This is a genomic window from Candidatus Paraluminiphilus aquimaris (genome assembly GCF_026230195.1).
Classification (GTDB): Bacteria; Pseudomonadota; Gammaproteobacteria; order Pseudomonadales; family Halieaceae; genus Luminiphilus; species Luminiphilus aquimaris.
In genome coordinates, this window is the sequence record NZ_CP036501.1 from 2,315,224 (window position 1) to 2,338,138 (window position 22,915).

The following is a 22,915-nucleotide window of genomic DNA, read 5'->3' on the forward strand; positions in this document are numbered from 1 at the left end:
TCAGACTTTCAAATTCCAATCCTTGGGAAGCAGCCTTTGCGTGATATCGATTGCCACATCACCGATCATGAGGTGATCATCTTCCATGTGAATGTCCTCATCAGACAGCACGCCATCGTTAAATCGGTACATGGGCTGCCAGTCTCCATTTAAGCGCGCTTTTTCAGTATCCTCGCGGCACTGATCTACTGCCTCGCTTTTAGCGCGCCAATCAGAGATCGCCCTAGCGGTATGGCATTGGGCAAGGAGCTTCATCGAAACATCGGGACTCAACACCGTGGCGGTTGCGTTATTTCCGCCGAAGCCTTTGCTGTTGACGAGCGCATAAGCACAGTCCTCAGTCTCTACATCGCGCAAGGCGAAGGTCAACCGATCGGTAACCACATCGTCCGCAAGCCTATCTATCGAACCGATGCCCGGCACCCAGCCTGACTCCCATATTCCCAGTAACGCTGCCATTTGATCACCCGCTGCCGCACCCAATGAATGCCCGGTATGACTCTTGATAGCCGAGACACGCCAATTCTCCACTGACATTGCGCCTGCAATGGTACTGAAAATCGCTGACTCAGAGGTCCGGTTCTGCGGGGTGCCGGTACCGTGTGCCATAACCACACCGGTTCGTTCAAACGACGGCTCGTCTAAAATATCGCGTGCTGCTTGGGCTGCGCGCGCCATCGTCATGTAATTTCCTGCGCCTGGACCGGGTATTGATTTTTTTGCTCCATCGGCATGTACCGAGACAAACGGCACGGCCCCAAGGATGGGTGCACCCTGCTCAAGTGCGAGCGCATCGTCCATTAGAATCATCACTTGCGCCGATTCACCCATTACGAACCCGCAATTGTCTCCAAAGGGTCGGCAAGCCGATCGATGATGGATCAGTCCCTCCTCCCCTACCCCTTGCAGTTGGCGCAGCTCTTTATCGGTGGCGAGCGCACCCATGGCAACGTAGCCGTCCATGAGCTCGGGGAGAATAGGAGCCTCAGCCGCACCGACTACCGCGATGCGGGCTCGACCTGACTTAATATCGTCGACACCCCGCTGAAGGTTATAGAGAAAGGTGGCGCAAGCGCCGAGCGCTGGCCCTGTGTGACCCATCGACTTGAGGACGTAGGCGTTAAGGAAATCACCGGGCATTTCTGCAAAACCGAGTGGGCAATTTTTCGCGCTAACGCGCTCACCTCGAAGCCCCGCTGTCATCATGCCACCGGTGGCCGCCTCATCTAGCTGTCCCATCGAACTTGAAACGTAAACACTCACCGCATCAGGCGGTAAGGACCCCGCAAGTTGATCCCAATCAAGCCCCAGATCGGCCAGCGCATCAGACATTGCATAGATAGACATTTGCAACCCGCGAGGATGGTTTCGCGACGTGTAGAGCGCCCCGGGATCGAAACCCATGGGCAGCTGTCCCGCAACGCTGACATCGAACTCTCGCTGAGTCGGCACCAAAATTGTGTCCCCAGAGGATAGACCTCGCAGTGCGTTCTGAGCCCGGGATGTGGTGAAGCCATCGGGAGATAAATTCACAACGCCATGGACGTCGTCAATTCGGTAACGGTGATTGATAGCCACTGCAGAGGGATCAAAGTGCTGATGCTCGATTCTACGAACCAGCGTACGCGCTAATATTTCGTCTTCAATGTCCGAGTCCATCATGACGCCTAGCGCCTGTATGGTTCGGTTTCTCGCTTCAATATCGATGGAATTTATAACCAAGCGATTATGAGCATGGCGGTGCGAAGAACGCCCGGCGGTGTTGATCCCCCCGGATGCAACAATGACAGGTAAATTAGACATAGATTTTATTAACTTCGGTTATCACTAAGCCCTTTGATTGTAGGAACAGAGCACATTATAATTTTGTGTTTTTCAGACACATATCATGAAAAAACCGACGGAAAAATTTCGCATCCCACGCATTGCTGCACTCATTCACAGCAATGCATTAGCGAGTTCAGTCACCCTACCCATGGAGCTCTCTATGGCAGCAGGGCAAGCTGCGGGGCAAGTATTCGACGCTGATAACCACGTATCACTGCTGTCGCCTGAGGGCGGCATGATTACGACGAGCGGCGGACTGACAGTTGAAACCAAAGCGATCGACAGTGTTGGAACACTCGATTTATTGGTTATATCAGCCATCTGGCGAGATCCGCGGCGTGTATTAACGAAGCACCCTAGTTTAGTCCCGTTTATACGCCGGATCGCGGAGTCCGGCGCAGCCATTGCAGCCGTTGGCACTGGAAGTTTTCTTTTGGCTGAAACAGGACTGCTCAGGCGGAAAGCGGCTACGACCCATTGGTTTTGGTTCGACGAATTCGCTAAGCGTTACCCGGAGATCGATCTTCGACGCGACCAGCTCATCGTGCAATCTAACAATCTTTATTGTGCTGGAAGCGTAAATTCAATCAGCGACCTGTTGGTTTACCTCATGGGTGGCTTTTACAACCCTGAAGTAGCGAGACGAATCGAAAATCAATTTTCACCTGAAATCCGTCAGCGTTTCCGAACCACACAACTCGGCTCACATATGCTGCAAGAGCATTACGACGAGATCGTCATGGACCTGCAGTTATATATGCGTGAAAAGCTGCGAGCACCTGTCTCCACGATTGATTTTGCCGGGCGATATGGGCTGTCAGAACGCACACTTTCACGGCGCTTTCAGCGGGCCACGGGAACCACACCATGGCAATTCCTGCTCACTTTGCGCATGAGCGAGGCGGCTACGCTACTCAGAACAACCAACTTATCGGTCACACAAGTGGCCGCAGAAGTGGGGATTACCGATTCCGCGCATTTTGCTCGCCAATTCAAAAAAACCAATCAGTTAACGCCAACTCAGTATCGCAAAGCCGTGCGGGGTAAGATGTTTTCCGCCAACTGAGGGACGTCTTTTCATTGAGACGCCGATGCCGCTGTGGCTTAATCGCTCACCATAATAAATCGCACTGGAGTCTCATCTCATGTCCGAAGCAATTTACATTGTGAGCGGCGCTCGTACGCCTATGGGTGGCCTTATGGGTGATCTCGCCCCTGTCACTGCGCCACAACTTGGCAGTACGGCTATAAAAGCGGCCGTGGAACGATCTGGACTTGACGGCGATAAGGTGGACGAGGTCTTCATGGGCTGTGTTTTGCCTGCAGGGCTCAAGCAATGCCCAGCCCGACAAGCGAGCCGATATGCTGGTCTACCCGATCACGTTGGCGCAGTGACCGTCAACAAAGCCTGTGGCAGCGGCATGCAAGCAACAATATTTGGCATCGACAGTATTCGCGCCGGCACAAATAGCGTGGCTATCGCGGGGGGGCTAGAGAGCATGTCGAACGCACCGCACCTCATGCCCAGCGGACGCGCAGGTCAGCGACTTGGGCACACACACATATATGATCATATGTTTATGGACGGCCTCGAAGACGCCTACACAGGTGGCGCGATGGGCAGTTTTGCCCAGAAGACGGCCGATGAGCATGGCATTACACGTGAGGCTATGGATGAATTCGCCATTCAAAGCCTCACGCGCGCAAAAGCCGCGATTGAGCAAGGCCTCCTAAAGGCAGAAACAGCCGCAGTAGAGGTCAAAACACGCCGAGATGTCGTCACCGTGGTTGACGATGAGCAACCCCATAAAGGGCGCGTCGACAAGATCCCATCGTTACGACCCGCTTTCGCCAAAGAGGGAACGATTACAGCCGCGAACGCCAGCTCCATATCCGATGGTGCCAGCGCGCTTATCCTCGCAAGCGAGTCTGCCGTAAAGGAGCATGGGCTTAAGCCGATGGCAAAAATTATCGCCCACGCTAGAGCCAGTCGTGATCCGGCAGAGTTCACACTTGCACCCGTCGATGCAATTTCTTCGCTCATGGAGAAAACCGGTTGGTCAGCAAGCGACGTAGACCTGTGGGAGATTAACGAAGCCTTCGCTATGGTGACCATGCTCGCCATGCAAGCGCACGGCTTGGACCCGAATAAGGTCAATGTTCACGGTGGTGCTTGTGCGCAAGGACACCCGATAGGATCCACAGGTTCACGTATTATCGTCACCCTTATGCATGCCATGCATCACTACGGCAAGGAGCGTGGTGTCGCTGCGCTGTGTATTGGTGGTGGCGAGGCGACAGCCGTCGCCATTGAGAAGTGTTGAGTTAGGAGAGGTTTAATGCCGCTAGATTCGGTTCCAGACATTCTGGACGATATTCGCGAAGGAAAGATGGTCATTCTTATGGATGACGAGGACCGTGAAAACGAGGGTGATCTCGTGATTGCGGCGGAGAAAGTAACTCCGGAGATTATCAACTTCTTCGCGAGCGAAGCCTGCGGTCTTATCTGTATGCCCATCACGGCGGAGCGCGCGCGGCAACTGCGCATTCCCCTTATGGTGCGCGACAATCGCTCGCAGCACGAAACCAACTTCACGGTATCGATTGATGCAACGCATGCTGTTGGTCCGGGTGTGAGTGCTAAGCAACGAGCTCACACCATTCTAGAAGCGGTAAAGTCAGACGCCAAGCCCTCGGACATCTCACAACCAGGGCACATTTTTCCGCTGGTAGCGAAGCCTGGTGGCGTCCTCCAGCGCGCTGGACACACCGAAGCCGGTGTCGATCTTGCGCGTATGGCGGGCTGCGAGCCTGCGGCCGTCATTGTCGAGATTATGAACGAGGACGGCACCATGGCGCGACGTCCGGAATTGGAAGTCTTCGCTGAGCACCACAACCTGCGCATTGGCACCATTGCTGATTTGATTGAGTACCGAGCGTTGCATGAGCAATCTGTGCGCTGCACGGGTGAATTTCCCATCGACACGCGTTGGGGTCAGTTCACGCTGACAACGTTCGAGGATCTTGTCGACGGGCAAATTCAATACGCACTTCACCAAGGCGACCTGACGGCACCCGACCTGCCCGTTCGAATTCAACCGATTAATACCCTGCGCGATGTACTGGGCACTAAGTTACCCAATGGATCGCAGGGATGGTCTTATGAATCAGCAATGGCATACATTGCACAGCAAGGGCGTGGGCTGGTCGTAATGTTAGGCGGTTGGGAGTCACCCGATACCATTATGCGTAACATTGCGCAGTTAGCGGGCACCGCTGACGTCGAGGCACCTCCACAGAATTACCGGGTCATTGGTACCGGCGCTCAAATGCTCCGCCATTTGGGTGTGACGAACATGAAGGTCATGTCAGCACCGATCAAGTTCAACGCAATATCTGGGTTCCAGCTCGAAGTCTCAGGCTTTATTCCTCGGCCCTGAGCGCGAGAACACACAGGCTGATCCGCGCGTTACAACCGCTACGCCGCCGAGCAAAAAGGCCCGTAAACCGCGCTGAAGACGCGCGTTTGGGCTGATAAAACCCTTATGAGCCACCAATTGCTAGGGCATTACTGTTAACGCACAGTCCGCTCTGGCTGCTTTGTCGCTCGCGCCTCGTCGGTTTCTGATTAGCCCTTAACTGTGGAAGGTAACCGCTGAACTCAGATCGGTTCGATCGGTTACAACATCGTTTATGGGTGTATCCACCGGATAGCCAAACGACAAGCCAAACATCAATTTGTGATGCTCGGGTATGTCGATAACTTCACGAATTTGCTTAGACATGAAGCCCAACGCTGTCTGAGGACAGGAGCCCAGCCCCTGCGCCGTCAAACCCAGCATAACGGTTTGTGTGAACATACCCAGGTCGCAAGCCTCTCTTAGTCCAAAGCCATCTGGAAGCATAAAAAAGGCAACAGCAGGCGCATCAAAGAATCGGAAATTGCCAAGAAACCACTCTTGACGTTTCGCCTTCTCCTCCCGGGGAATACCCAGCGCATCATAAAGTGCCTTTGCGGCACCGTATTGGCGATCTTTGTAAACCCCATCGTAAACGCCGTCATACGGGAAATCGGGGGCGACATCGCCGGTTGCGAAGGCCATTGGCAGCGACTCACGTAGCTTCTCTAACTTATCGCCCGTCACGATGTGAACAAACCAGGGTTGCGTATTACAGTTGCTGGGCGCACGAAGTGCCGGTGCAAACACAGCATCGATCACCTCACGCCCTACGGGGTCAGACTTAAATGCGCGAATCGAACGACGTTCGTTAACAATAGCCTGAAACGTCTGAGCTGCGTTGTTCATGGTCACTCCTAAAAAATCTCAAATCAGTGCAGCGAGGCTACACCGACTCTTTCATCAGGTGAATAGCGCAAACGCGGTGCGAATGCTCTCCTAATTGTCGTGCTAGAAAGAACGAACGCTGCCGTCTGGGTTTAACGGCGCATCTTTATTAACCGGCCAAGAAGCATCGAAGCCTGCAACAGCAAGCGGCTCGTCGAAAGAGGCTTTACTGTCGCCAACATCGCTAACCTTTGGCTGTATACCGCTTAACCAGTTAAAGGCTGCCGCAAAAGAGTCTTCCTCCGCGTCGGCAAACGGACGTGTCGCATCATCAGCCGCCTCAAAGAAAGTAAAACGCCCTGTGCTCACCAACCCGGTGAAGTAGCCACCCTGCCCTTCACCGTTCTGTATCTCAAACGCGATGAGTCTCATCCGTGTTTCACAGTTGTCTGCGTCGAGATCAAATGCATATTGACCAACGGCCTTACCTGACGTTTCGGAGCCCACAATGGCGAGTTCAATATGCGGATCAACACTGTTAATCAGTAGCTCACTGGCCGAGGCGGAACCGCCGGTTGTAATAAAGGCAATGCGCAGCGGACTGAAGGTCTCGGGTAAAGGCCCAAAATTTGCGGTGCTATTTTGATCTTGATGTTTGTCGTTCAAATTAACGATGTAACTTAGCTGTCCGTTCGCGGTGTCACCAGCCAGTAAGTTCAAGAAAGTTTCAGCAACCCTGACTAGTCCGCCACCGTTGTAGCGAAGGTCAATAATGAGATCCGTAACGCCTGCCTCGCGAAATTTCGTCGCTGCCGCTCTCAGGGGGCCATCCGCTGCATCAATGAAGGTTCTAAAATTTATATAACCAACCGGTGTGCCATTTGCTCGGTCAATAACCAGCACGTCGCCGGCTAAAGGCGGTGTCGTGGTCTCTTCTGTCGTTACCGTTATCTCACTTTGCTCGCCTTCATATTCCACGCGAAACACCGTCGTTTGAAGCTCTCCCCTGGCGCCAAATACGGCCGTGGGTAGCTCAGCATTTCGAGCAACCATTTCATCCCAGGTTTCAAAGTCAGCCTCACCATCGCGCTTTACCGCTAAAAGTCGCTGTCCTCGACGAACGCCTGCCGTGTGGGCGGGCCCTTCTTCGTAAGCATCGGAGAAATAGAAATTGTTATTGATAATGCGGTAGCGTACGCCGTAGCCGTAGAAGGCCCCTGATGTAAATCGCTGGGTATCTTCTTCAATGGTCGTCATGTACGAGAAGCCGGGGTCTCGACCCGTGCCGTCTGTCCAGATGGGCTGCATGATGGCCGAAAGATAAGCGGCCGGATCCGTGTAATCCTCGGCATCTACCTCTGCCAACTCGTCATACCAGTAGTAATAACTCTCTGCGACTTCCTTGACGAATTGTACTTGCGCCGCTGGTCCGCACGCGTCAGTGCTTCCCCCCGAACCAGACCCAGAACCCGATCCGGAACCGGAGCCCGTACCCCCTCCCGCAACAGGCGCGGGAGACGACGATCCCCCCCCGCCACCGCAGGCAGCGACACTGAGGCAGATAAATAAGGCGATAAATGGCTTGAGCATCATTTAGTAAGTCCTATCGAATACGTGCAGGTTTTTACGCGCTTCCACGATAGAGAAACCCTCGCCACCTGCCAAGTGATCCTGTTTTATTGCGTATTGATCGCGGTTTGGAAGCACGCGCGACGCGTAATGCGTTCCACGTAGGCTTTCACGTTCGCCATATCATCAGACACGCACCCCATGCGGTTACTCATAAAGCACGCGTGCCCGAGCATAATATCGGCAGCTGAAAAATCACCGATGAGATACTCACGTCCCTCCAACGCCTCATTAACTGGCTTTAGCGCATTATTGAGCAATCGCTGTGCTTGTCCCAAGACAACGGGATCTCTGCGCTCCTCTGGCAAGAGGATTGTATGCACCACAATCGTATTCATAGGAGGCATTACCATGCCTTCACAGTAGTGGAACCACTGTAAATACTCGGGGAAGCGGTCATTATCTGCCGCGGGCTTCAAGCCCCCATTTTTATGACGCTCTAAAATGTACTCAACGATCGCGCCCGACTCGTAAATGGAAACATCACCGTCTTCCAGTACGGGAACACGCCCTAAGGGGTGTCGATCCCGATGTTCATCGGACTTAAGGTCCTTTGGATGAAACGACATTGCGTTGAGCTCATAAGGTAGCGCTAGCTCCTCTAGTAACCAAAGAATGCGCCCAGCGCGTGAATTAGGTGCAAAGTGGAGTTTGAGCATGATCATTCCTTTTATTTTTTTAGTTTAATTTTGTGTTTCGAGGCTTACGCCTAAACCCTCTCTTCAGCAGGCCTGGATAAAAACACGTCGTACCCTAGCGTAGCGGTTGTGCACTGAAAAATCCTCATTGGGCGTATGCATTTCGCTCATATAAAGCTATCTTTATACCCATGAACATTGACGCGTTATCACAGTGCTTAAAGGCCGCTGCAGACCCAAGTCGTCTTCGACTGCTTTTTCTCTGCAGCCAGGGAGAGCTCACGGTCACGGACTTGGTCCGGATTACCGGGCACAGCCAGCCCCGCACTTCTCGCCACCTCAAAATCTTACAAGATGCAGGGCTACTCGAAAGCTTTCGTGAGCAGCACTTCATTTTCTACCGCGTAAATCGCCAGCCTCCCTACGACGACATCCTCAATACGCTGCTCGCAAGTATCGATGCGGCTGACAGCACAATAGAAGAAGACAGTCGCCGCTTATCCGTTATTCGAAAGGCCAGAGCGCAGCTCGCTGAAACCTACGTCGAGGATGAAGTACCCGAATGGCTTGAGCTCCATCGCTATCACGGTGATGAACAAACGTTTATTCAACACGTTACGGATTTGCTCGAGGGACACAACGTTGGGCATCTGCTCGATGTCGCCACGGGAACAGGCCGCATGCTGGGTCTTGTGGGACCCATGGCAAGTAGTGGCTATGGCGTAGATCTGTCCAAGAAAATGGTGGTCGTGGCGCGAGACGCGATCGAAAAAGCGGGAATGACGCACCTTTCCGTCCGCCAAGAAGATATGTACCAGATGCGCTTCGCCGCCAACAGCTTCGACACCGTAACGATCGATCAAGTCTTGTACTTCGCGGACGATCCCGCTGCCCTGTTTCAGGAAGCAACGCGAGTGCTAAAGAGAGGTGGCAAGATGCTCATCGTGGCATTTACACAGCATGAGGGCGATAGCGTTCAGCAGGTGTCGGTGAGTGTCGATATGAAATCGATTATGAGTTGGCTCGTTAATGAAGATTTATCTGTCGAACAAATCGATAAGATCCCCGGTGAATCGCTCGACATCAGCCTAATTCTTGCAACGAAAACTGGCTAAGCAATCCAGCCTGTTGGGCGTTCTTTAGTCTAACCAAGGTAATGACCTTTCTAACCCGCTGCACTACCCTCTCCCTCATGAACACAGTCAATTTAAGAAATACCAGTGACTTTCCTGACTACAACCCGAGCCACGTTCTCGATAGCAGTCGCACGCAGCAACTGATCAAGTCTGACCAGTGGACGAGGGGTGAATTTATCGCTCAATGGGAAAACACAACCGAAGAAGAGTTAGTAATGCTGTGGCTATGGCACAACGGGGAGATACGGGAAATATACCGGCTTTCACCTCAGACCCTTAGCCGGACAAGCTTGCTTGAGGGAATGGGTATTGCCGTTGTCAGCGAGCGCAGAGGTTTATGCCTGTTTAGCGAGGTGGTGACACGTGAGTCGTTGGAAGGCAACCTACAGCGTTTTACCTAGACCCTTGTCACTCTCCATCGGTATATAAAAAGGCTTCCGAACACGAAGGACATCCAATGAAAAAAACTACTCTCTGTCTCGTAGCGCTCTCGGGTCTCTTGGGTTGTGGAGACAACACCTCAAGCGATGCTCAAATTGCGGCGTCCGCGCCCATTAATACTGTCGATACTCGCCGCGGCAATCATGTGGATACGTACTTTGGCGTGGAGGTTGCGGATCCTTACCGCTGGCTAGAGGATGACTTAAGTGACGAGACCTCAAACTGGATTGGCGATCAGAATTCAGTCACACGCGATTACCTAGCCGATATTGCAATTCGTGACGACGTCAAAGCAACCGTTGCGCGATTGATTAACTATGAGCGCGAGGGTGCGCCCTTCGTTGCGGGGGATGCGCGTTATGTCTATCGCAACTCGGGACTCCAAAATCAGAGCATCCTTTATCGAGTAGCGGATGACGGATCAGAGACTGTGTTTTTAGATCCCAATTCTTTCAGTGATGATGGGACTGTCAGCATGTCGGGAGTGAGTTTCACCGACGACGGTAGTCGAGTGGCCTATCAGCTGTCGGTCGGCGGCAGTGACTGGCGCTCAATTGTCGTGCGTGACGTGGCGAGCGGGCAGATACTTGAGACACCCCTAAACGACGTAAAATTTTCTGGTATTTCCTGGCTGGGCAGTGAGGGATTTTTCTACTCAAGCTACGACAAACCCGAGGGCAGCGAACTCTCGGCAAAAACCGATCAGCACAAACTGTATTTCCATCGAATCGGTACAGCTCAGAGCCAGGACGAGCTTGTCTTTGGCGAACTGGCGGAGCAAAAACACCGATATGTGGGTGCAGACGTGGGTGGAGACGACCGCTACTTGCTCATCAGTGCCGCGAACTCCACCTCAGGAAACAAGCTTTTCGTAAAAGATCTGCGCTCGGATACCAATGAACTAATTACCCTCTTTGCTGATGAGCGAGCAGATGGCTACCTTCTTGAGAGCGATGGTGAAACCCTCCTCATTTCCACCAATCACAACGCGCCAAAAGGCCGAGTCGTGGCGGTCGACCCCCAGAATCCCAAGGAGACTAATTGGCGCGATATTATCCCAGAATCTGAGGTGGTCCTCACCGCTCGCGCGGGTGCTGGCTTCATTTTCGCCGAGTACATGATTGATGCGATCAGTCAGGTAAAGCAGTTCGATTTAAAGGGTCAGTTTGTGAGAGATATTGAGCTACCCGACTTTGGAACGGCGTCGGGCTTCTCAGGCAAAAAAGAGCAGGACACGATTTATTTCAGCTTCACCAACTATCGAATTGCACCGGCGATATTCGAACTTGACCCCGAGAGCGGCGATACCACGTTGTATCGCGCGTCAAAGTCTCCATTTGATGGGAACCGCTACAAGACCGAACAAGTCTTCTATACGTCCAAAGATGGAACACGCATTCCCATGATCATCACCTATGGGAAAGACACTGAATTGGACGGCACAACACCGACTATTCTCTACGCCTACGGCGGCTTCAATATCAGTATTCGTCCGCGTTTTAGTAGTACGGTCGCGGCGTGGTTAGAGATGGGGGGCATATACGCCGTACCCAATATACGAGGGGGTGGAGAGTACGGAAAAGCCTGGCACATCGCGGGAACTAAACGCCAAAAACAAAATGTATTTGACGATTTCATCGCGGCTGCAGAGTTTTTGATCGAGGCGGGTTACACCCGTAAGGAGCGCCTCGCCGTTAGCGGCCGATCGAACGGCGGTCTGCTGGTTGGCGCCGTTACCACTCAGCGCCCTGATCTTTTCCAAGTATCGCTCCCCGGGGTGGGCGTACTCGATATGCTTCGCTATCACACGTTTACAGCGGGCGCCGGCTGGGCGTATGACTATGGCACAGCCGATGAAAGCAAAGAGATGTTCGAGTACCTGCTTGGCTACTCGCCAGTACACAACACAACACCGGGTACGGCCTACCCAGCAACGCTCATTACTACGGCCGAGCGCGATGATCGTGTCGTACCCGCCCACTCCTTTAAATTTGCGGCACAAATGCAATACGACCATGTGGGTGACACGCCGATTCTTATTCGCATTGACAGCAACGCAGGACATGGCGCCGGAACACCCACCGACAAGATTATTGATCAATACACTGACATCTACAGCTTCACCCTCAAAAATATGGGGGTAGAAAAAGTCAAAACCTCGGGATCAGCGCTTTGATTTTTTGCCGCTCTCGCACCGTAGCCGCGGAGACTAGCTCATGAACTGGTTTGTCGAGCACTGGATCGCCAGCACACTGCTAAGCGCCTATGTCGGAGTACTGTTATACAACGCCTATGTCGGCAGTAAGGCCGCTACGGGCGTGGGTGGCTATTACGTGGGTAATCGCGAAATGGGAGGCGCGGTTGTCGGTATTTCCTTCTTTGCCACCTTTGCGTCAACCAACACGTTTATTGGCCATGCGGGAAAAGGCTACGAATACGGCGTAGCCTGGTTCACCCTCGCGCTCCTTCTGATGCTTTTCTCTTGGGTCTCATGGCGCTGGATCGGCCCGCCACTGAGACGGTTCTCGGCTGAATGGGATGCGCTCACTATCCCCGATTACATCAAGGGTCGTGTTCTCAACAACGCCCCCCATGCAAGCCGACATCCCGTCCTTTTGTTGTCGGCCTCTGTGATTGTCTTCGCGAGCCTTTTGTATCTTCTTGCGATCTTCAAAGGCGCAGGGCACCTCTTCCAAATTTTCTTAGGTGTGCCTTATGAGGTGGCGGTTGGGGTAACGCTGCTTGTCGTCGTCCTTTACACCTCGATCGGGGGGTTTGTCTCGGTGGTGCGCACTGACGCCATTCAAGGCGTCTTCATGCTGCTAGGCGCCTTGGCCATTTTCTATTTCGTGACACGCGCTGCGGGCGGTGTTGGCGCGATTTCTCAGCTTGTCGATATGCCCACGAAGCAACATCTCTTTGATCTAAACGGTGCTATACCCTTCGCCGTCTTGCTCGGCGTCTCGCTCTCGGGTGCTTTGAAGCTCATCGTGGATCCCAGACAACTATCGCGCTTCTATGGCTTGAAAAACGATGTCGAAGTTAAGCGCGGGATGTGGATCGCCGTACTGGGATTGACGCTAATTCTCGTCTGTATGTTCCCCATTGGGCTTTACGCGCACCTTATTTTGGACAACGTAACCGACACTGATCTCATCGTACCAACACTGGTTAATGACGCGGCTATCTTCCCCTTTTGGGTGACAGACCTCCTCATCGTGTCGATCGTCTCAGCCGCCATGTCATCGATGGATAGCGTCTTACTCGTCGCGTCGTCAACACTCTATAAAAACCTAATAGCCCCCTTTAAACATGTTGCGAACGAAGTTCGGTTGTCGCGCATTGCCGTAATTGGCTTTGCCTGTATCGCGGCCTTTATGGCACTCAATCCACCAGGCGACATTGTGGGCATCACCATCTTCTCAGGCAGCCTCTACGCTGTGTGCTTTTTTCCGCCTGTTGTCTTCGGGCTTTACGGCAGAATTGCGTCTGCAGCCCGCGTTTTTACAAGTATGCTTTTGGGCATTGCAACACTCATTATTTGGATTGTCCTTGGCCTCAGTGACCTGCTCCACGAAGTGTTTCCCGCGCTTTTAGTGTCGAGTGTTATCTACCTTGTCTCCTCTCATCGCGTCCATGACGACCCCGTGCCGCACAGTGCATAATTCTCATTTATCGGGCTACACTGCTCGGCTGTAAGAAAGGACCCATTCGCGTGAACGACGATATACAAGCAAAGCTAAGACATCTTCCGTCTGTCAGCGTCGTGCTCGCCGAGTTGGATGACGACATTGCGCGCTGGGGCCATCAAGCCGTAACAGCCGCGGTTAGGGAGCAGCTATCTCTCCTTCGAGCGCACCTTCACCAAGGTAAAAAGCCTAATTTTGCAATGGCGGTCATTTTGAACTCTGTTCGAGACAGCTTGTTACGCGAGAGTCGTTCCTCTTTAGTACCCGTCTTTAACCTCACGGGGATCGTTCTTCACAGCAATCTGGGACGCGCCACACTGGCAGAAACAGCAATTACGGCGATGAGTAAGGCCGCCTCAGGAGCAACAACCCTCGAGTACGACATCACCGAGGGCAAGCGTGGCGATCGCGACAGCCACATAGAGGCGATTATTTGTGAGCTCACGGGCGCAGAGGCGGCAACCGTCGTCAACAACAACGCCGCTGCGGTGCTGCTCACGCTAAATACGCTCGCCTTAAATAAGCATGTCCCGGTCTCACGAGGCGAACTGGTTGAGATTGGTGGCTCGTTCCGTGTACCCGATATCATGAGCCGCTCGGGCTGCCATCTCGTCGAAGTGGGCACCACCAATCGTACGCATCTCTCAGACTATTCAGACGCCATAGACAGTGACACGGGGCTTTTAATGCGTGTTCACACGAGCAACTATCGCATTGAAGGCTTCACAAAAACGGTACCGGAAACCGACCTAGCGAAACTCGCTTGGGCTCACCGTATTCCTTTTGTTGTGGATATGGGCTGCGGAAATTTAATCAACCTCAAGGCGCTCGGTCTCCCGCACGAAGCAACGGCTCGCGAGACACTCGAAAATGGGGCTGACCTTGTCTTATTTAGCGGTGACAAATTATTGGGTGGCCCCCAGTCGGGGATCATAGCCGGTAAGCGGTCGCTGGTAGCAGAGATTAAGAAAAACCCCTTAAAACGTGCTCTGAGGCTCGACAAGGTGACGCTTGCAGCTCTAGAGGCGACGCTCCAGTTATATCGCAACCCGGACACGCTCGCATCAGAACTCCCTACCCTGAAACTCCTTACACGAAGCGAGAGCGACATCCAGGCACAGGCGGCTCGATTACGCGAACCGCTGGCCACCGCCCTTGGCGACTCGTTCAAGGTGGATGTCATCGCCGTTTCCAGTCAAATTGGTAGCGGATCGTTTCCAATGGAGGTACTGCCCAGTGCTGGATTCTCGATTCGCGCGCGTCAAGAAGAGGATGAGGCGTTGCGAACACTGCATCAGCAATTTCGGGAGCTGGCGACCCCGATTATTGGGCGCCTTAGCAATGGTGCGTTGCTACTTGATCTCAGATGCCTCACACCCGAGCAAGAGAGTCACTTTATTGAGCAATTAAACGATATCGCTCCGTGATCATTGCAACAGCGGGACACGTTGACCACGGAAAAACTTCACTGGTTAAAGCACTCACCGGCATTGATACCGACACGTTAGCTGAGGAAAAGGCGCGTGGACTCACGATTAACCTTGGTTATGCCTATTTACCGACCGAGACAGGCAAACCGATCGGCTTTATCGACGTCCCCGGCCATCATCGCTTCATCAATAACATGATTGCTGGGGTGTCTGGCATAGACAGAGCGTTACTCATCGTGGCGGCAGACGATGGCGCCATGCCACAGACACGCGAGCATCTCGCTGTTCTGGGATTACTGGGCGTAAAAGATATTGATATCGTAGTTACAAAAATCGACCGGGCGCCTGAGGATCAAATTGCCGCGGTTGCAAGCCGTGTCAGCGCTTTAGTTAGTGAGACGACCGGCGCAGATCCAAGCGTTTTTCGGGTCTCCAATGCCACTCTCTTAGGCATAGATACGCTTCGAGAAACCTTACTTAATATCGCCCGTAAGCGGGCCGACGAACAGACCGATCGAAGCGCGAAGCACGGTTTTCGTTTATCGATTGACCGTCGCTTTCATGTCAGAGGCGCCGGCATTGTAGCCACAGGTACTGCAAGCGCTGGCCGAGTCAGCGTTGGCGATGTGTTGCACCTACTGCCAAGAGGCATTGATGTCCGAGTGAAGGAGGTGCGTGCTAACGACGTCCAAAACGAGACGGCGACCGCTGGGCAACGCGTGGCGCTGTGTATCTCGGGAAAGGTCGAGCTAAACGATATCGAGCGCGGCGATCTGCTGGTTGATTCAAACTTTTCTGAAACATCGGAGCGTGTCGATGTCTCATTGAAACTGTTGCCCCAGCTCGCTCGCCCACTCAAGCACCTGTCACCTGTAAAAGTGCACATAGGCGCCAAACGAGTCGCCGCGCAGGTGGCTCTTATCGATAACAAGGCGAGTAAACTCATCCCCGGGGAGTCAAGCAAAGCGCAGTTGATCTTCCAACAGCCACTGTGCACAACCCACGGCGAGCGCTTTGTCATTCGGGATGATTCCGAGACCGACACGCTAGGTGGCGGCGTAGTGCTGGACCCCAAGGGGCCTAAGTACGGTAAATCCAAACCCCATCGTATTCAGTGGCTTGAGGCTTTGGAGCAGGCCGACATAGCGTCAGTGGTGACTGCGCTCATTGATCAAGGCCATTGCATCAATTTCTCAAAGCTGACGACGTGCTTCAACCTGAGAGATGCGCCTCCCGCAGTCTTTACACCCGTCGGGTGTATTAACTTCCAAACAGGTGGCAGTTATTGGATAACGAGCACATCACAGCTCGCGCGAACGAGGACAGCTCTCCTCGACGCTGTAGAAAACCGCTCAATAACAGACGTGACGAAGGGGCAAAAGGTTGCGAAAGCAGAACCTGCGACGACGAAGAAAGCGGGAGTGCCGGCAACGCGAGGCATATTAAAGGACCAACTGCTGGATGCGGCCGGACGCGCTACGCATCCAGCCCTCGCAGAGGCAACGCTGACCATTTTATTAAAAAAGGGCGAGCTGCAGAGCGCTGAGGGGAGAATCCGACTCCCTGTCGCCTTCGATGCAACCAACCCTCATGATGCCCTCTGGCAATCACTCGAGCGCGCGCTGCAAGCCGCGGGTTTAAACGTGCCCGTCATTTCAGAGGCGAAATCACAAGCAGGACTTGGGGATCTTGATATAAAACTCGCTATCAAGCACGGCCGAGAGGTGCGTGCTTTACACCGCCTCAACGCGGATCGCTTCGTGTTGAGTGGAACGCTGCTTACCTTCATAAAAGTGGCCGAGCAAATCGCCGCAAATCAGTCACTGTCGGTAGTCGCTTACAAAAACGAGCTCAACATCGGAAGGAAACTCGCCATCGAAGTACTGGAATACTTTGACAGTCTGGGCTTTACGCGAAGAGACGGTGACCAGCGAGTGATCGTTAATAAAACAGCTATCGAAAAACGCTTGGTTACCTAGCGACCTATCTGTTTTACGATGCATCCAGACACCCTTTTAGCGAAGCTAATCAGGAAGAGCGACATCCCCGGTGGGGTGCCTGGTCTTCAAAACCAGTGAGGTGCTGAGACAGCGCCTGGTGGGTTCGACTCCTACCTCTTCCGCCATATTTAGATAAAAAGCATATAAATCAAATATTTATAAATGAAATTTAGTTGTCTGTATTGACCGAAGTGCTTGTTTTGATACATCGGGAGATACAACATGAACACGGTTCCTTACCTGTCCATACGCCATCAAAGGTTCTATTTCCGCCGCAGTGTGCCAAAAAACTTGAGAGGTTTTTTCGGTCAGCGGGAAGTTATACGATCGTTAATTACATCTGATCTTAGAGTGGCGCAAAGAGCAGCTATCGCAATGGCCGACATGTTAGACAAACTGTTTGAAAAGATTTCCAAGGGAGCGACCCTACTCACACCTCAGGAGCTTCAACGGTTTTCCGACAGAGTCTGCCAAGATCAAACCCAAGGACTACTTACTGAAGCCCTTGAAACCTTTGAGAACAGATCAGATGAGGATGTGGAACTGGAAGCCTTCACGGCGCGGACTTTCAGAAACGAAATACTGGCAGATCTGAAGAAATCACGTCTGGGTTCAGCCGCTCCTGTTGTTAATAAGTATTTTGGCGACAATGCTGAAAGCTTCTCAAAAGCCATTTACAACCAACTCTGCAGAGCAGCCCTCCGTGGACTTGCTGACTTCTACAGTAATGCGGACTTAATAGTAAAAGGAGAGTTGGAGCATCCTGACCTAATCCTCGACGAATTATTTTCTGAAGAGCTGGAGCCAACGACATCGGACAAGTCCGAATTTAATTTTCAAGGAGTAGTTGATAAATACTTAACTCAGCAGGAAGGCGTCTGGAGCACAAAACAACATCGTAGTGTTCTCGCCATGTTTAGCTTTTTCGTGGAGTTCATCGAAGTGACTGAGGGCATACCTGTTACCAGTCTCTCACTTGGGAGCATATCCAGTAAGGCGGCGAGAGCATTTAAAGAACTACTTCAACGATCGCCGAGTAATGCCCGGAAAATTTATCCCTCGTTAAACCCAGTTGAAATGGTTGAGGCAGCAGAGCGTGACGGCGCTAAACTGCTGAGTACAACGACACAGAACAACTACCTTCAGTCGTTAAGCAGTCTCTTCAACTTCGCCATCCAAGAACTAGACTACGCTGGCTCAAATCCCTTCAAAGGGAAAGGAAGCACAAAGAAAACCAAGCTGAACAAACGAGCACAACGTCTTCCCTTTAGTCAGGAGCAACTAATCACCTTATTCTCCTCACCACTGTTCAAGGGTTGTCAGACGCTTGCCTCGTGCCACAAAGCCGGAAGAATGATTCCGACGCGATCGCACAAGTATTGGATGCCGCTAATTGGTCTGTATTCAGGTATGCGAGAGCAGGAAATTCTTCAGCTTTATGTGGAGGACGTAAGGCAATATGACAACACCTGGGTATTCGACCTAAATCTTAATCACCCAGACAAAAAGCTAAAAACAATACAGTCGAAGCGATTAGTTCCACTTCACGACGATCTTATCTCCTTGGGGTTCTTAAGTTTTCTGGAAAGCCGGACAAAAGAGGATGCTAAGGGTCGTTTGTTTTCAGACGCGCCTATGGCCGCCGATGGAACCTACTCAAGTACTTTCTCCAAATGGTTCAGTCGATACTTAAAGAAAATCGCCATCAAAACAGACAAAACCAGCTTTCATTCCTTTAGACACAACATTAAAGATGGTTTTCGTAACTCAGGCTGCTCAGACGAGTTAGCGGAGAACTTCGTGGGCAGATCTACAGGTACCACGGGTGAAGCTTATGGACAGGGATTTTCCATTGCTCGGCTTCACGAAGCATTGCACCACATTGAGTTCAATTGTGTTGAGATACCAACAAATGATCCGCATTAGCAGGAATCTAGATGGTATTTTCCTACTACTCGTAATGCGCAGAAAAACCAGTGTTTTCAGATGTTTCTACTTGTAATACCTAGGTCAATATTGGTTATTTTTTGACCAACAAGTGTGTGTGGCAATGTGGGTGCCTCTGAAGCTACTCCGGACTGAGCAACAAAAGACGAATAACAAAGGAAGGAGACAAAGAGGACTACTCCTACTGTTTATTTTGAAGGAGAAGAAGTAGGTAATGTAACTTTAATATTCCTTGGCAGCCCATAGTACTTATGCATAACACACGTCCCAACCACGCACAGACACTGTATGCCATCATCGCTGAGAGCTACGAATTACCAACCGATGACTACAAACATCATCAATGGTTGAAACCACTCAAGCTGCGTAAAGGGTCAACGTCAGAGGACAACTTCAACCAGCTGCTTGAGCAGACCTTCCTAGATCCATCCAAAGGGGGCAGAAACAACACCCAAGTTGAGAACCTCCGACACCACTGGAAAGCCCTGCTACTGAATCTGTCTTTTGTGATGTACCAGCGTCATTGGCTGTTAATCCCGCAGGACAGCAAGTATTACTCAGACAGCTATTACCCAAGACGATTAGGTATTAGCTACAGGCCAACGAGGCATATCGTTGAGTGGCTTCAGGAGCATGGCTACGTCGTCTTGCTGCCGGGCAGAAAATACAAGGATCAACCAGCCAAAGCCCGGGCATTTCCAACGCCTAAACTGATGGAGCTACTCTGGTCTTACTTTCTTGAAATTGAGCAACCTGTTGAACCTCCGTATCTGATTATCAATGAAGCCGAAGGAGGTTGGGACAGCATTGCTGACCTGCCATCGGACCATCCAGAGAAGCAGGAACTGGCAGCGATCAATGAGTTCCTGAAGCCCCACCAGTGGGCCTGTAAAGGCCCTGTGCAGCTGAAATATAAATCCAATGCGTTCCAAGGAGGTCGCCTGTATACGCCCTTCCAGAGCCTCCCAGACCGTCGTATGAGGCTTAGGATTAACACTCTCATTGATGGGAAAAATATCTGTGAAGTGGACTTTAGTGCTAACCATCTGAGGCTCAATTTAGCGTTCAATGGTGGCATTGACGCAGGGGAGGATCCTTACACAACGGTTGGTACTGAGGCTGGTATTGAGTCTCGTCAGTTGGTCAAAAAGTTCTTCACGGTTGCCATGGGAGGCGACAACGAAGTTGGTGCGTTACACGCTTGTTTTAAGGAAGGTATCAGCAAGGAAAATTTCCAGAAGCTGAAGGAAGCGTCGCTCAAGGTTTTTCCAAAGCTGGAGCTATTTAATGGCTGGGGCATCTATGCTCAGAACTTTGAAGGTCAGATTCTGAAAAACGTTATGCTGGAGGGCGTGAAACAAGGAATCGTGTGTTTGCCTGTCCATGATGCAGTTGCTGTGCCTTTAGATGAAATAGGCTGGGCGTGTGAAGAAATGAGTTATCAATGGGACAAGCAGATGGACATGTCTGGGCTGGCCAGAGTCACCACTGACATACCTTAAAAAGGAGCCGCATTTTGAAAAATCCCTTCTACGTTTATGCCTTGAAAGATCCACGGGAGAAGCCAGCCAAGACCTTCTACATTGGCAAAGGTACTGGCACCAGAGCTTGGGAGCATCAAAAGGAAAAAGGTGACTCTGATAAAAATGCTCTCATCAATGAAATCCATGACTCAGGCCGAAAAGTAATCCACACAATTCTTGTTGAAAACCTTACTGAGCCGGAGGCGCTCAAGATAGAAGCGGAGTTGATAGCCTCATTTGGCGTCAGGTCCAGAGGTGGCTTGTTAGTTAACAAGGTTAGGCCAAATCCTGACAACATATCTGGGAAAAGCCGTATAAACGTCCCCGACGGTTGCTACGAAAAAGCACAGATGGGTTTAGAACTTTTGAAAGACGCGATTCTTGAACTAGCACGTGCTAATCCTACCGGAATAAGAAATGCAGAAGCAGCGAAACAGTTGGGACTGCAGTCTGATTATGGCGGTGGAGCGAGAGACTACTTAACTTACAGCGTATTAGGTCTTTTGATGCGAGATGGGCAAATGGCTAGAGTAGAGAAACCAACGAGACACGTAGTGGTGACTAGATGAGGTCCATGGAAAGTCCGCTTGATAACAAGTTACTGATTGTTGACCTCTGATGTGACTGAGTTGTCCCTTCATTACTGGATACAAGTTTAGACATGCCCACTGACACCCATACCAAAAGCAAAAAAGCCTACCTCGTCAGCCTCAAGCATAAGCTGAAGAAACACCTGCTACTTCAGTCAGCCTCAGTCACCCAAGTAGATCGTCGTTGGCTCAATGGATTTATGGCTGCAGGGTTTCACAGTGGGCTGATTAGTCTGTCTGAACTTAAGGTCGAGTACATGAAGGCACACCGCAATGCCTATGGTGAACGCATGACGGAAGCTTAGGAGCGGCAGCTGGAGAGGAGGCTTACTAAGTTGTGTCAGTTCTAAACCAGTCATGCCCAGCAGGTTTATGACATCGGCTCTTCTTTTCAATTTCAGATCTTCTTGAGCAATCTATTTGATCTACGCCCGACGAAATGCACTCTAACCTCCTTTGCTCTGCGGTTTCTAAGCACCTCTCATACGGCGTCGGGAGCACGATTAGTCCATAAACTCCAAATGAAATGATCACAATTAAGGTGATTAACAAGAAAATGTTTTTGGGCGTAACGTCTGAAGTCATCATCTCCTCCAATCCCACGGCGCTACAGGATCTTCCTCAGCCCATAGACCACGCTTGTTCTTCTGAGCCTACCCTTGCTCCTCTTGTCTCACTCTAGATTTTCCAATAGCGATGATCTGTGACTCAATGTTAACGGTCTGCTGATTCACCATATCCATAAGACCTTTGGGAATGCCGCCATACAACTGCCCATGTCGTTTTATCTTCTCCAATATTCCTAATGCTTTCGCAATTTCAGGTTTTTCAATCAGGGTTAGAGAAGAAGCGTATTTTAGAAGTGCGTCAGCAATTGCTGCTTTGCTTATAACGTTGCCCTCTTCAAGGTACTTAGCAAGTAGTGAATCTCTAGCAAGGTCAACCACCTCTTGATCGTTACCCAGTTCATAATAATGGGACACGGTGATAGCTGCTGCTTTGACTCCGAAATGCCAATAGCTATGCCCTCCGTTTTTTAGGAATTGGGTAAAGCGGGAAATTGCCAGTGGACCGTCACCTAACATCAAAGCTGAGTCAGCTGCGTAGTAGAGAAACGCATTATTTTCCTCACTATTTTGGAAGGCGTACTCCTCCAACGCTGACCAATCCTTTGCCTTGGAAAGCTTTTGAATTTTCTTAATTTGAGAGGACTTTAAGTCAGTGATTTGTGCATTTATATCGTTACTATTTTGGCCTTGTAACAAGAAGGTATTTCTCCACAACTGTTTCCTAGGCACACCCTGAAGTTCCAATGGGAATATAGGGAATTTAAATGAAGTCAGCGCGTCCTTAGCCGCTAATTCAAACTTCCCGCAGTAACGCCCGTCATGCCTCCAATTCAGCTTTAAATCAGCATCACCAAATCCAGACTCGCAAGACAGTAGCTTTACGTCTTCGACCACCCCAGCGTCACTTATGGTCAGTTCGGTTGTAACTACCGCAGCATATCCAGCTCTTTGCGCCGCAGTTGGATAACGAGGAGCAGTTTTTTCCTCAGGTAAATTTAGCTCCAGCAACCTAAGAAACCCATAGACCTCCGAAAAGCTGCACTCCTCAGACTCATTTTCGCGACAGGCTTCGTATGCTTTCAATTCCTGAAGGTATAGCGTCTCCAGCCCTTTTCGCATGAACCGCTTGTCATCACTGGCCATGGCATTAGATGTGAACAAGGCAAGAGCAAAGACAGCATACGATAGAGGTTGCATGGGGCGTCCGTAG

18 protein-coding genes and 1 tRNA gene are annotated in these 22,915 nt (G+C 51.4%); 14 read left to right on the top strand and 5 right to left on the bottom strand.

The features are described 5' to 3' along the window. The gene (locus E0F26_RS10665) at nt 1-1,803 is read right to left on the bottom strand and encodes a beta-ketoacyl synthase (protein ID WP_279241643.1); all 1,803 of its coding nucleotides are present in this window, start codon (nt 1,801-1,803) and stop codon (nt 1-3) included. An 85-nt stretch (nt 1,804-1,888) separates the two neighbouring features. Between E0F26_RS10665 and E0F26_RS10670 the strand changes: the two genes are divergently transcribed. The 3 genes from E0F26_RS10670 (at nt 1,889) to ribB (ending at nt 5,267) form a co-directional block, all read left to right on the top strand. After that, nucleotides 1,889-2,893: a GlxA family transcriptional regulator gene (locus tag E0F26_RS10670; protein ID WP_279241644.1), complete on the top strand. Its 1,005-nt coding sequence runs from the start codon at nt 1,889-1,891 to the stop codon at nt 2,891-2,893. Between the two features lie 79 nt (nt 2,894-2,972). Continuing rightward, nucleotides 2,973-4,151, top strand: a complete 1,179-nt coding sequence (locus E0F26_RS10675) for a thiolase family protein (protein ID WP_279241645.1) — start codon at nt 2,973-2,975, stop codon at nt 4,149-4,151. A 15-nt stretch (nt 4,152-4,166) separates the two neighbouring features. Continuing rightward, entirely contained in the window at nt 4,167-5,267 is a 1,101-nt protein-coding gene (gene ribB, locus E0F26_RS10680) for a 3,4-dihydroxy-2-butanone-4-phosphate synthase (RefSeq protein WP_279241646.1), read from the top strand. Nucleotides 5,268-5,462: 195 nt separating this feature from the next. Here ribB and E0F26_RS10685 read toward each other — a convergent pair whose 3' ends face one another. From E0F26_RS10685 to E0F26_RS10695, 3 genes are all read right to left on the bottom strand, one after another. Continuing rightward, nucleotides 5,463-6,134 (bottom strand): nitroreductase, encoded by a 672-nt coding sequence (locus E0F26_RS10685; RefSeq protein ID WP_279241647.1) that lies wholly within the window; start codon nt 6,132-6,134, stop codon nt 5,463-5,465. A gap of 102 nt (nt 6,135-6,236) precedes the next feature. Continuing rightward, the gene (locus tag E0F26_RS10690) at nt 6,237-7,706 is read right to left on the bottom strand and encodes a S41 family peptidase (RefSeq protein WP_279241648.1); all 1,470 of its coding nucleotides are present in this window, start codon (nt 7,704-7,706) and stop codon (nt 6,237-6,239) included. Nucleotides 7,707-7,789: 83 nt separating this feature from the next. After that, nucleotides 7,790-8,401: a glutathione S-transferase family protein gene (locus tag E0F26_RS10695; RefSeq protein WP_279241649.1), complete on the bottom strand. Its 612-nt coding sequence runs from the start codon at nt 8,399-8,401 to the stop codon at nt 7,790-7,792. A 170-nt stretch (nt 8,402-8,571) separates the two neighbouring features. On the opposite strand from E0F26_RS10695, the gene E0F26_RS10700 reads away from it, so the two are divergent. The 11 genes from E0F26_RS10700 (at nt 8,572) to E0F26_RS10750 (ending at nt 21,441) form a co-directional block, all read left to right on the top strand. Further along, entirely contained in the window at nt 8,572-9,495 is a 924-nt protein-coding gene (locus E0F26_RS10700) for an ArsR/SmtB family transcription factor (protein ID WP_279241650.1), read from the top strand. Nucleotides 9,496-9,572: 77 nt separating this feature from the next. After that, nucleotides 9,573-9,917: a hypothetical protein gene (locus tag E0F26_RS10705; RefSeq protein ID WP_279241651.1), complete on the top strand. Its 345-nt coding sequence runs from the start codon at nt 9,573-9,575 to the stop codon at nt 9,915-9,917. 56 nt (nt 9,918-9,973) lie between these two features. Then, nucleotides 9,974-12,133 (top strand): prolyl oligopeptidase family serine peptidase, encoded by a 2,160-nt coding sequence (locus E0F26_RS10710; RefSeq protein ID WP_279241652.1) that lies wholly within the window; start codon nt 9,974-9,976, stop codon nt 12,131-12,133. A 40-nt stretch (nt 12,134-12,173) separates the two neighbouring features. Next, a complete protein-coding gene (locus tag E0F26_RS10715; RefSeq protein WP_279241653.1) occupies nt 12,174-13,622 on the top strand; it encodes a sodium:solute symporter family protein in 1,449 nt (482 codons plus the stop codon). 50 nt (nt 13,623-13,672) lie between these two features. Next, complete coding sequence (gene selA / locus E0F26_RS10720; protein WP_279241654.1) at nt 13,673-15,073, top strand: L-seryl-tRNA(Sec) selenium transferase; 1,401 nt, start codon at nt 13,673-13,675, stop codon at nt 15,071-15,073. Continuing rightward, the gene (gene selB / locus E0F26_RS10725) at nt 15,070-17,055 is read left to right on the top strand and encodes a selenocysteine-specific translation elongation factor (protein ID WP_279241655.1); all 1,986 of its coding nucleotides are present in this window, start codon (nt 15,070-15,072) and stop codon (nt 17,053-17,055) included. Before selA ends, selB begins: the two co-directional genes overlap by 4 nt. Nucleotides 17,056-17,107: 52 nt before the next feature. Next, a tRNA-Sec gene (locus tag E0F26_RS10730) sits at nt 17,108-17,201 on the top strand. Nucleotides 17,202-17,298: 97 nt separating this feature from the next. Then, on the top strand, nt 17,299-19,002 hold the full coding sequence (locus E0F26_RS10735) for a site-specific integrase (protein ID WP_279241656.1): 1,704 nt from the start codon (nt 17,299-17,301) through the stop codon (nt 19,000-19,002). Between the two features lie 272 nt (nt 19,003-19,274). Beyond that, nucleotides 19,275-20,525, top strand: coding sequence for a hypothetical protein (locus E0F26_RS10740; protein ID WP_279241657.1), 1,251 nt, complete (start codon nt 19,275-19,277; stop codon nt 20,523-20,525). A 14-nt stretch (nt 20,526-20,539) separates the two neighbouring features. Beyond that, the gene (locus E0F26_RS10745) at nt 20,540-21,115 is read left to right on the top strand and encodes a GIY-YIG nuclease family protein (protein ID WP_279241658.1); all 576 of its coding nucleotides are present in this window, start codon (nt 20,540-20,542) and stop codon (nt 21,113-21,115) included. A gap of 92 nt (nt 21,116-21,207) precedes the next feature. Beyond that, nucleotides 21,208-21,441 carry a hypothetical protein gene (locus E0F26_RS10750; RefSeq protein ID WP_279241659.1) on the top strand — a complete coding sequence of 78 codons (234 nt, stop codon included), beginning with the start codon at nt 21,208-21,210 and terminating at the stop codon, nt 21,439-21,441. 348 nt (nt 21,442-21,789) lie between these two features. Here E0F26_RS10750 and E0F26_RS10755 read toward each other — a convergent pair whose 3' ends face one another. Further along, nucleotides 21,790-22,902, bottom strand: a complete 1,113-nt coding sequence (locus E0F26_RS10755) for an energy transducer TonB (protein WP_279241660.1) — start codon at nt 22,900-22,902, stop codon at nt 21,790-21,792. Nucleotides 22,903-22,915: the final 13 nt, after the last annotated feature.

Coding starts and splice junctions, on each gene's coding strand:
- E0F26_RS10665 (WP_279241643.1), bottom strand. CDS start 1,803: ATGTCTAATTTACCTGTCATTGTTGCATCCGGGGGGATCAACACCGCC.
- E0F26_RS10670 (WP_279241644.1), top strand. CDS start 1,889: ATGAAAAAACCGACGGAAAAATTTCGCATCCCACGCATTGCTGCACTC.
- E0F26_RS10675 (WP_279241645.1), top strand. CDS start 2,973: ATGTCCGAAGCAATTTACATTGTGAGCGGCGCTCGTACGCCTATGGGT.
- ribB (WP_279241646.1), top strand. CDS start 4,167: ATGCCGCTAGATTCGGTTCCAGACATTCTGGACGATATTCGCGAAGGA.
- E0F26_RS10685 (WP_279241647.1), bottom strand. CDS start 6,134: ATGAACAACGCAGCTCAGACGTTTCAGGCTATTGTTAACGAACGTCGT.
- E0F26_RS10690 (WP_279241648.1), bottom strand. CDS start 7,706: ATGATGCTCAAGCCATTTATCGCCTTATTTATCTGCCTCAGTGTCGCT.
- E0F26_RS10695 (WP_279241649.1), bottom strand. CDS start 8,401: ATGCTCAAACTCCACTTTGCACCTAATTCACGCGCTGGGCGCATTCTT.
- E0F26_RS10700 (WP_279241650.1), top strand. CDS start 8,572: ATGAACATTGACGCGTTATCACAGTGCTTAAAGGCCGCTGCAGACCCA.
- E0F26_RS10705 (WP_279241651.1), top strand. CDS start 9,573: ATGAACACAGTCAATTTAAGAAATACCAGTGACTTTCCTGACTACAAC.
- E0F26_RS10710 (WP_279241652.1), top strand. CDS start 9,974: ATGAAAAAAACTACTCTCTGTCTCGTAGCGCTCTCGGGTCTCTTGGGT.
- E0F26_RS10715 (WP_279241653.1), top strand. CDS start 12,174: ATGAACTGGTTTGTCGAGCACTGGATCGCCAGCACACTGCTAAGCGCC.
- E0F26_RS10735 (WP_279241656.1), top strand. CDS start 17,299: ATGAACACGGTTCCTTACCTGTCCATACGCCATCAAAGGTTCTATTTC.
- E0F26_RS10740 (WP_279241657.1), top strand. CDS start 19,275: ATGCATAACACACGTCCCAACCACGCACAGACACTGTATGCCATCATC.
- E0F26_RS10750 (WP_279241659.1), top strand. CDS start 21,208: ATGCCCACTGACACCCATACCAAAAGCAAAAAAGCCTACCTCGTCAGC.
- E0F26_RS10755 (WP_279241660.1), bottom strand. CDS start 22,902: ATGCAACCTCTATCGTATGCTGTCTTTGCTCTTGCCTTGTTCACATCT.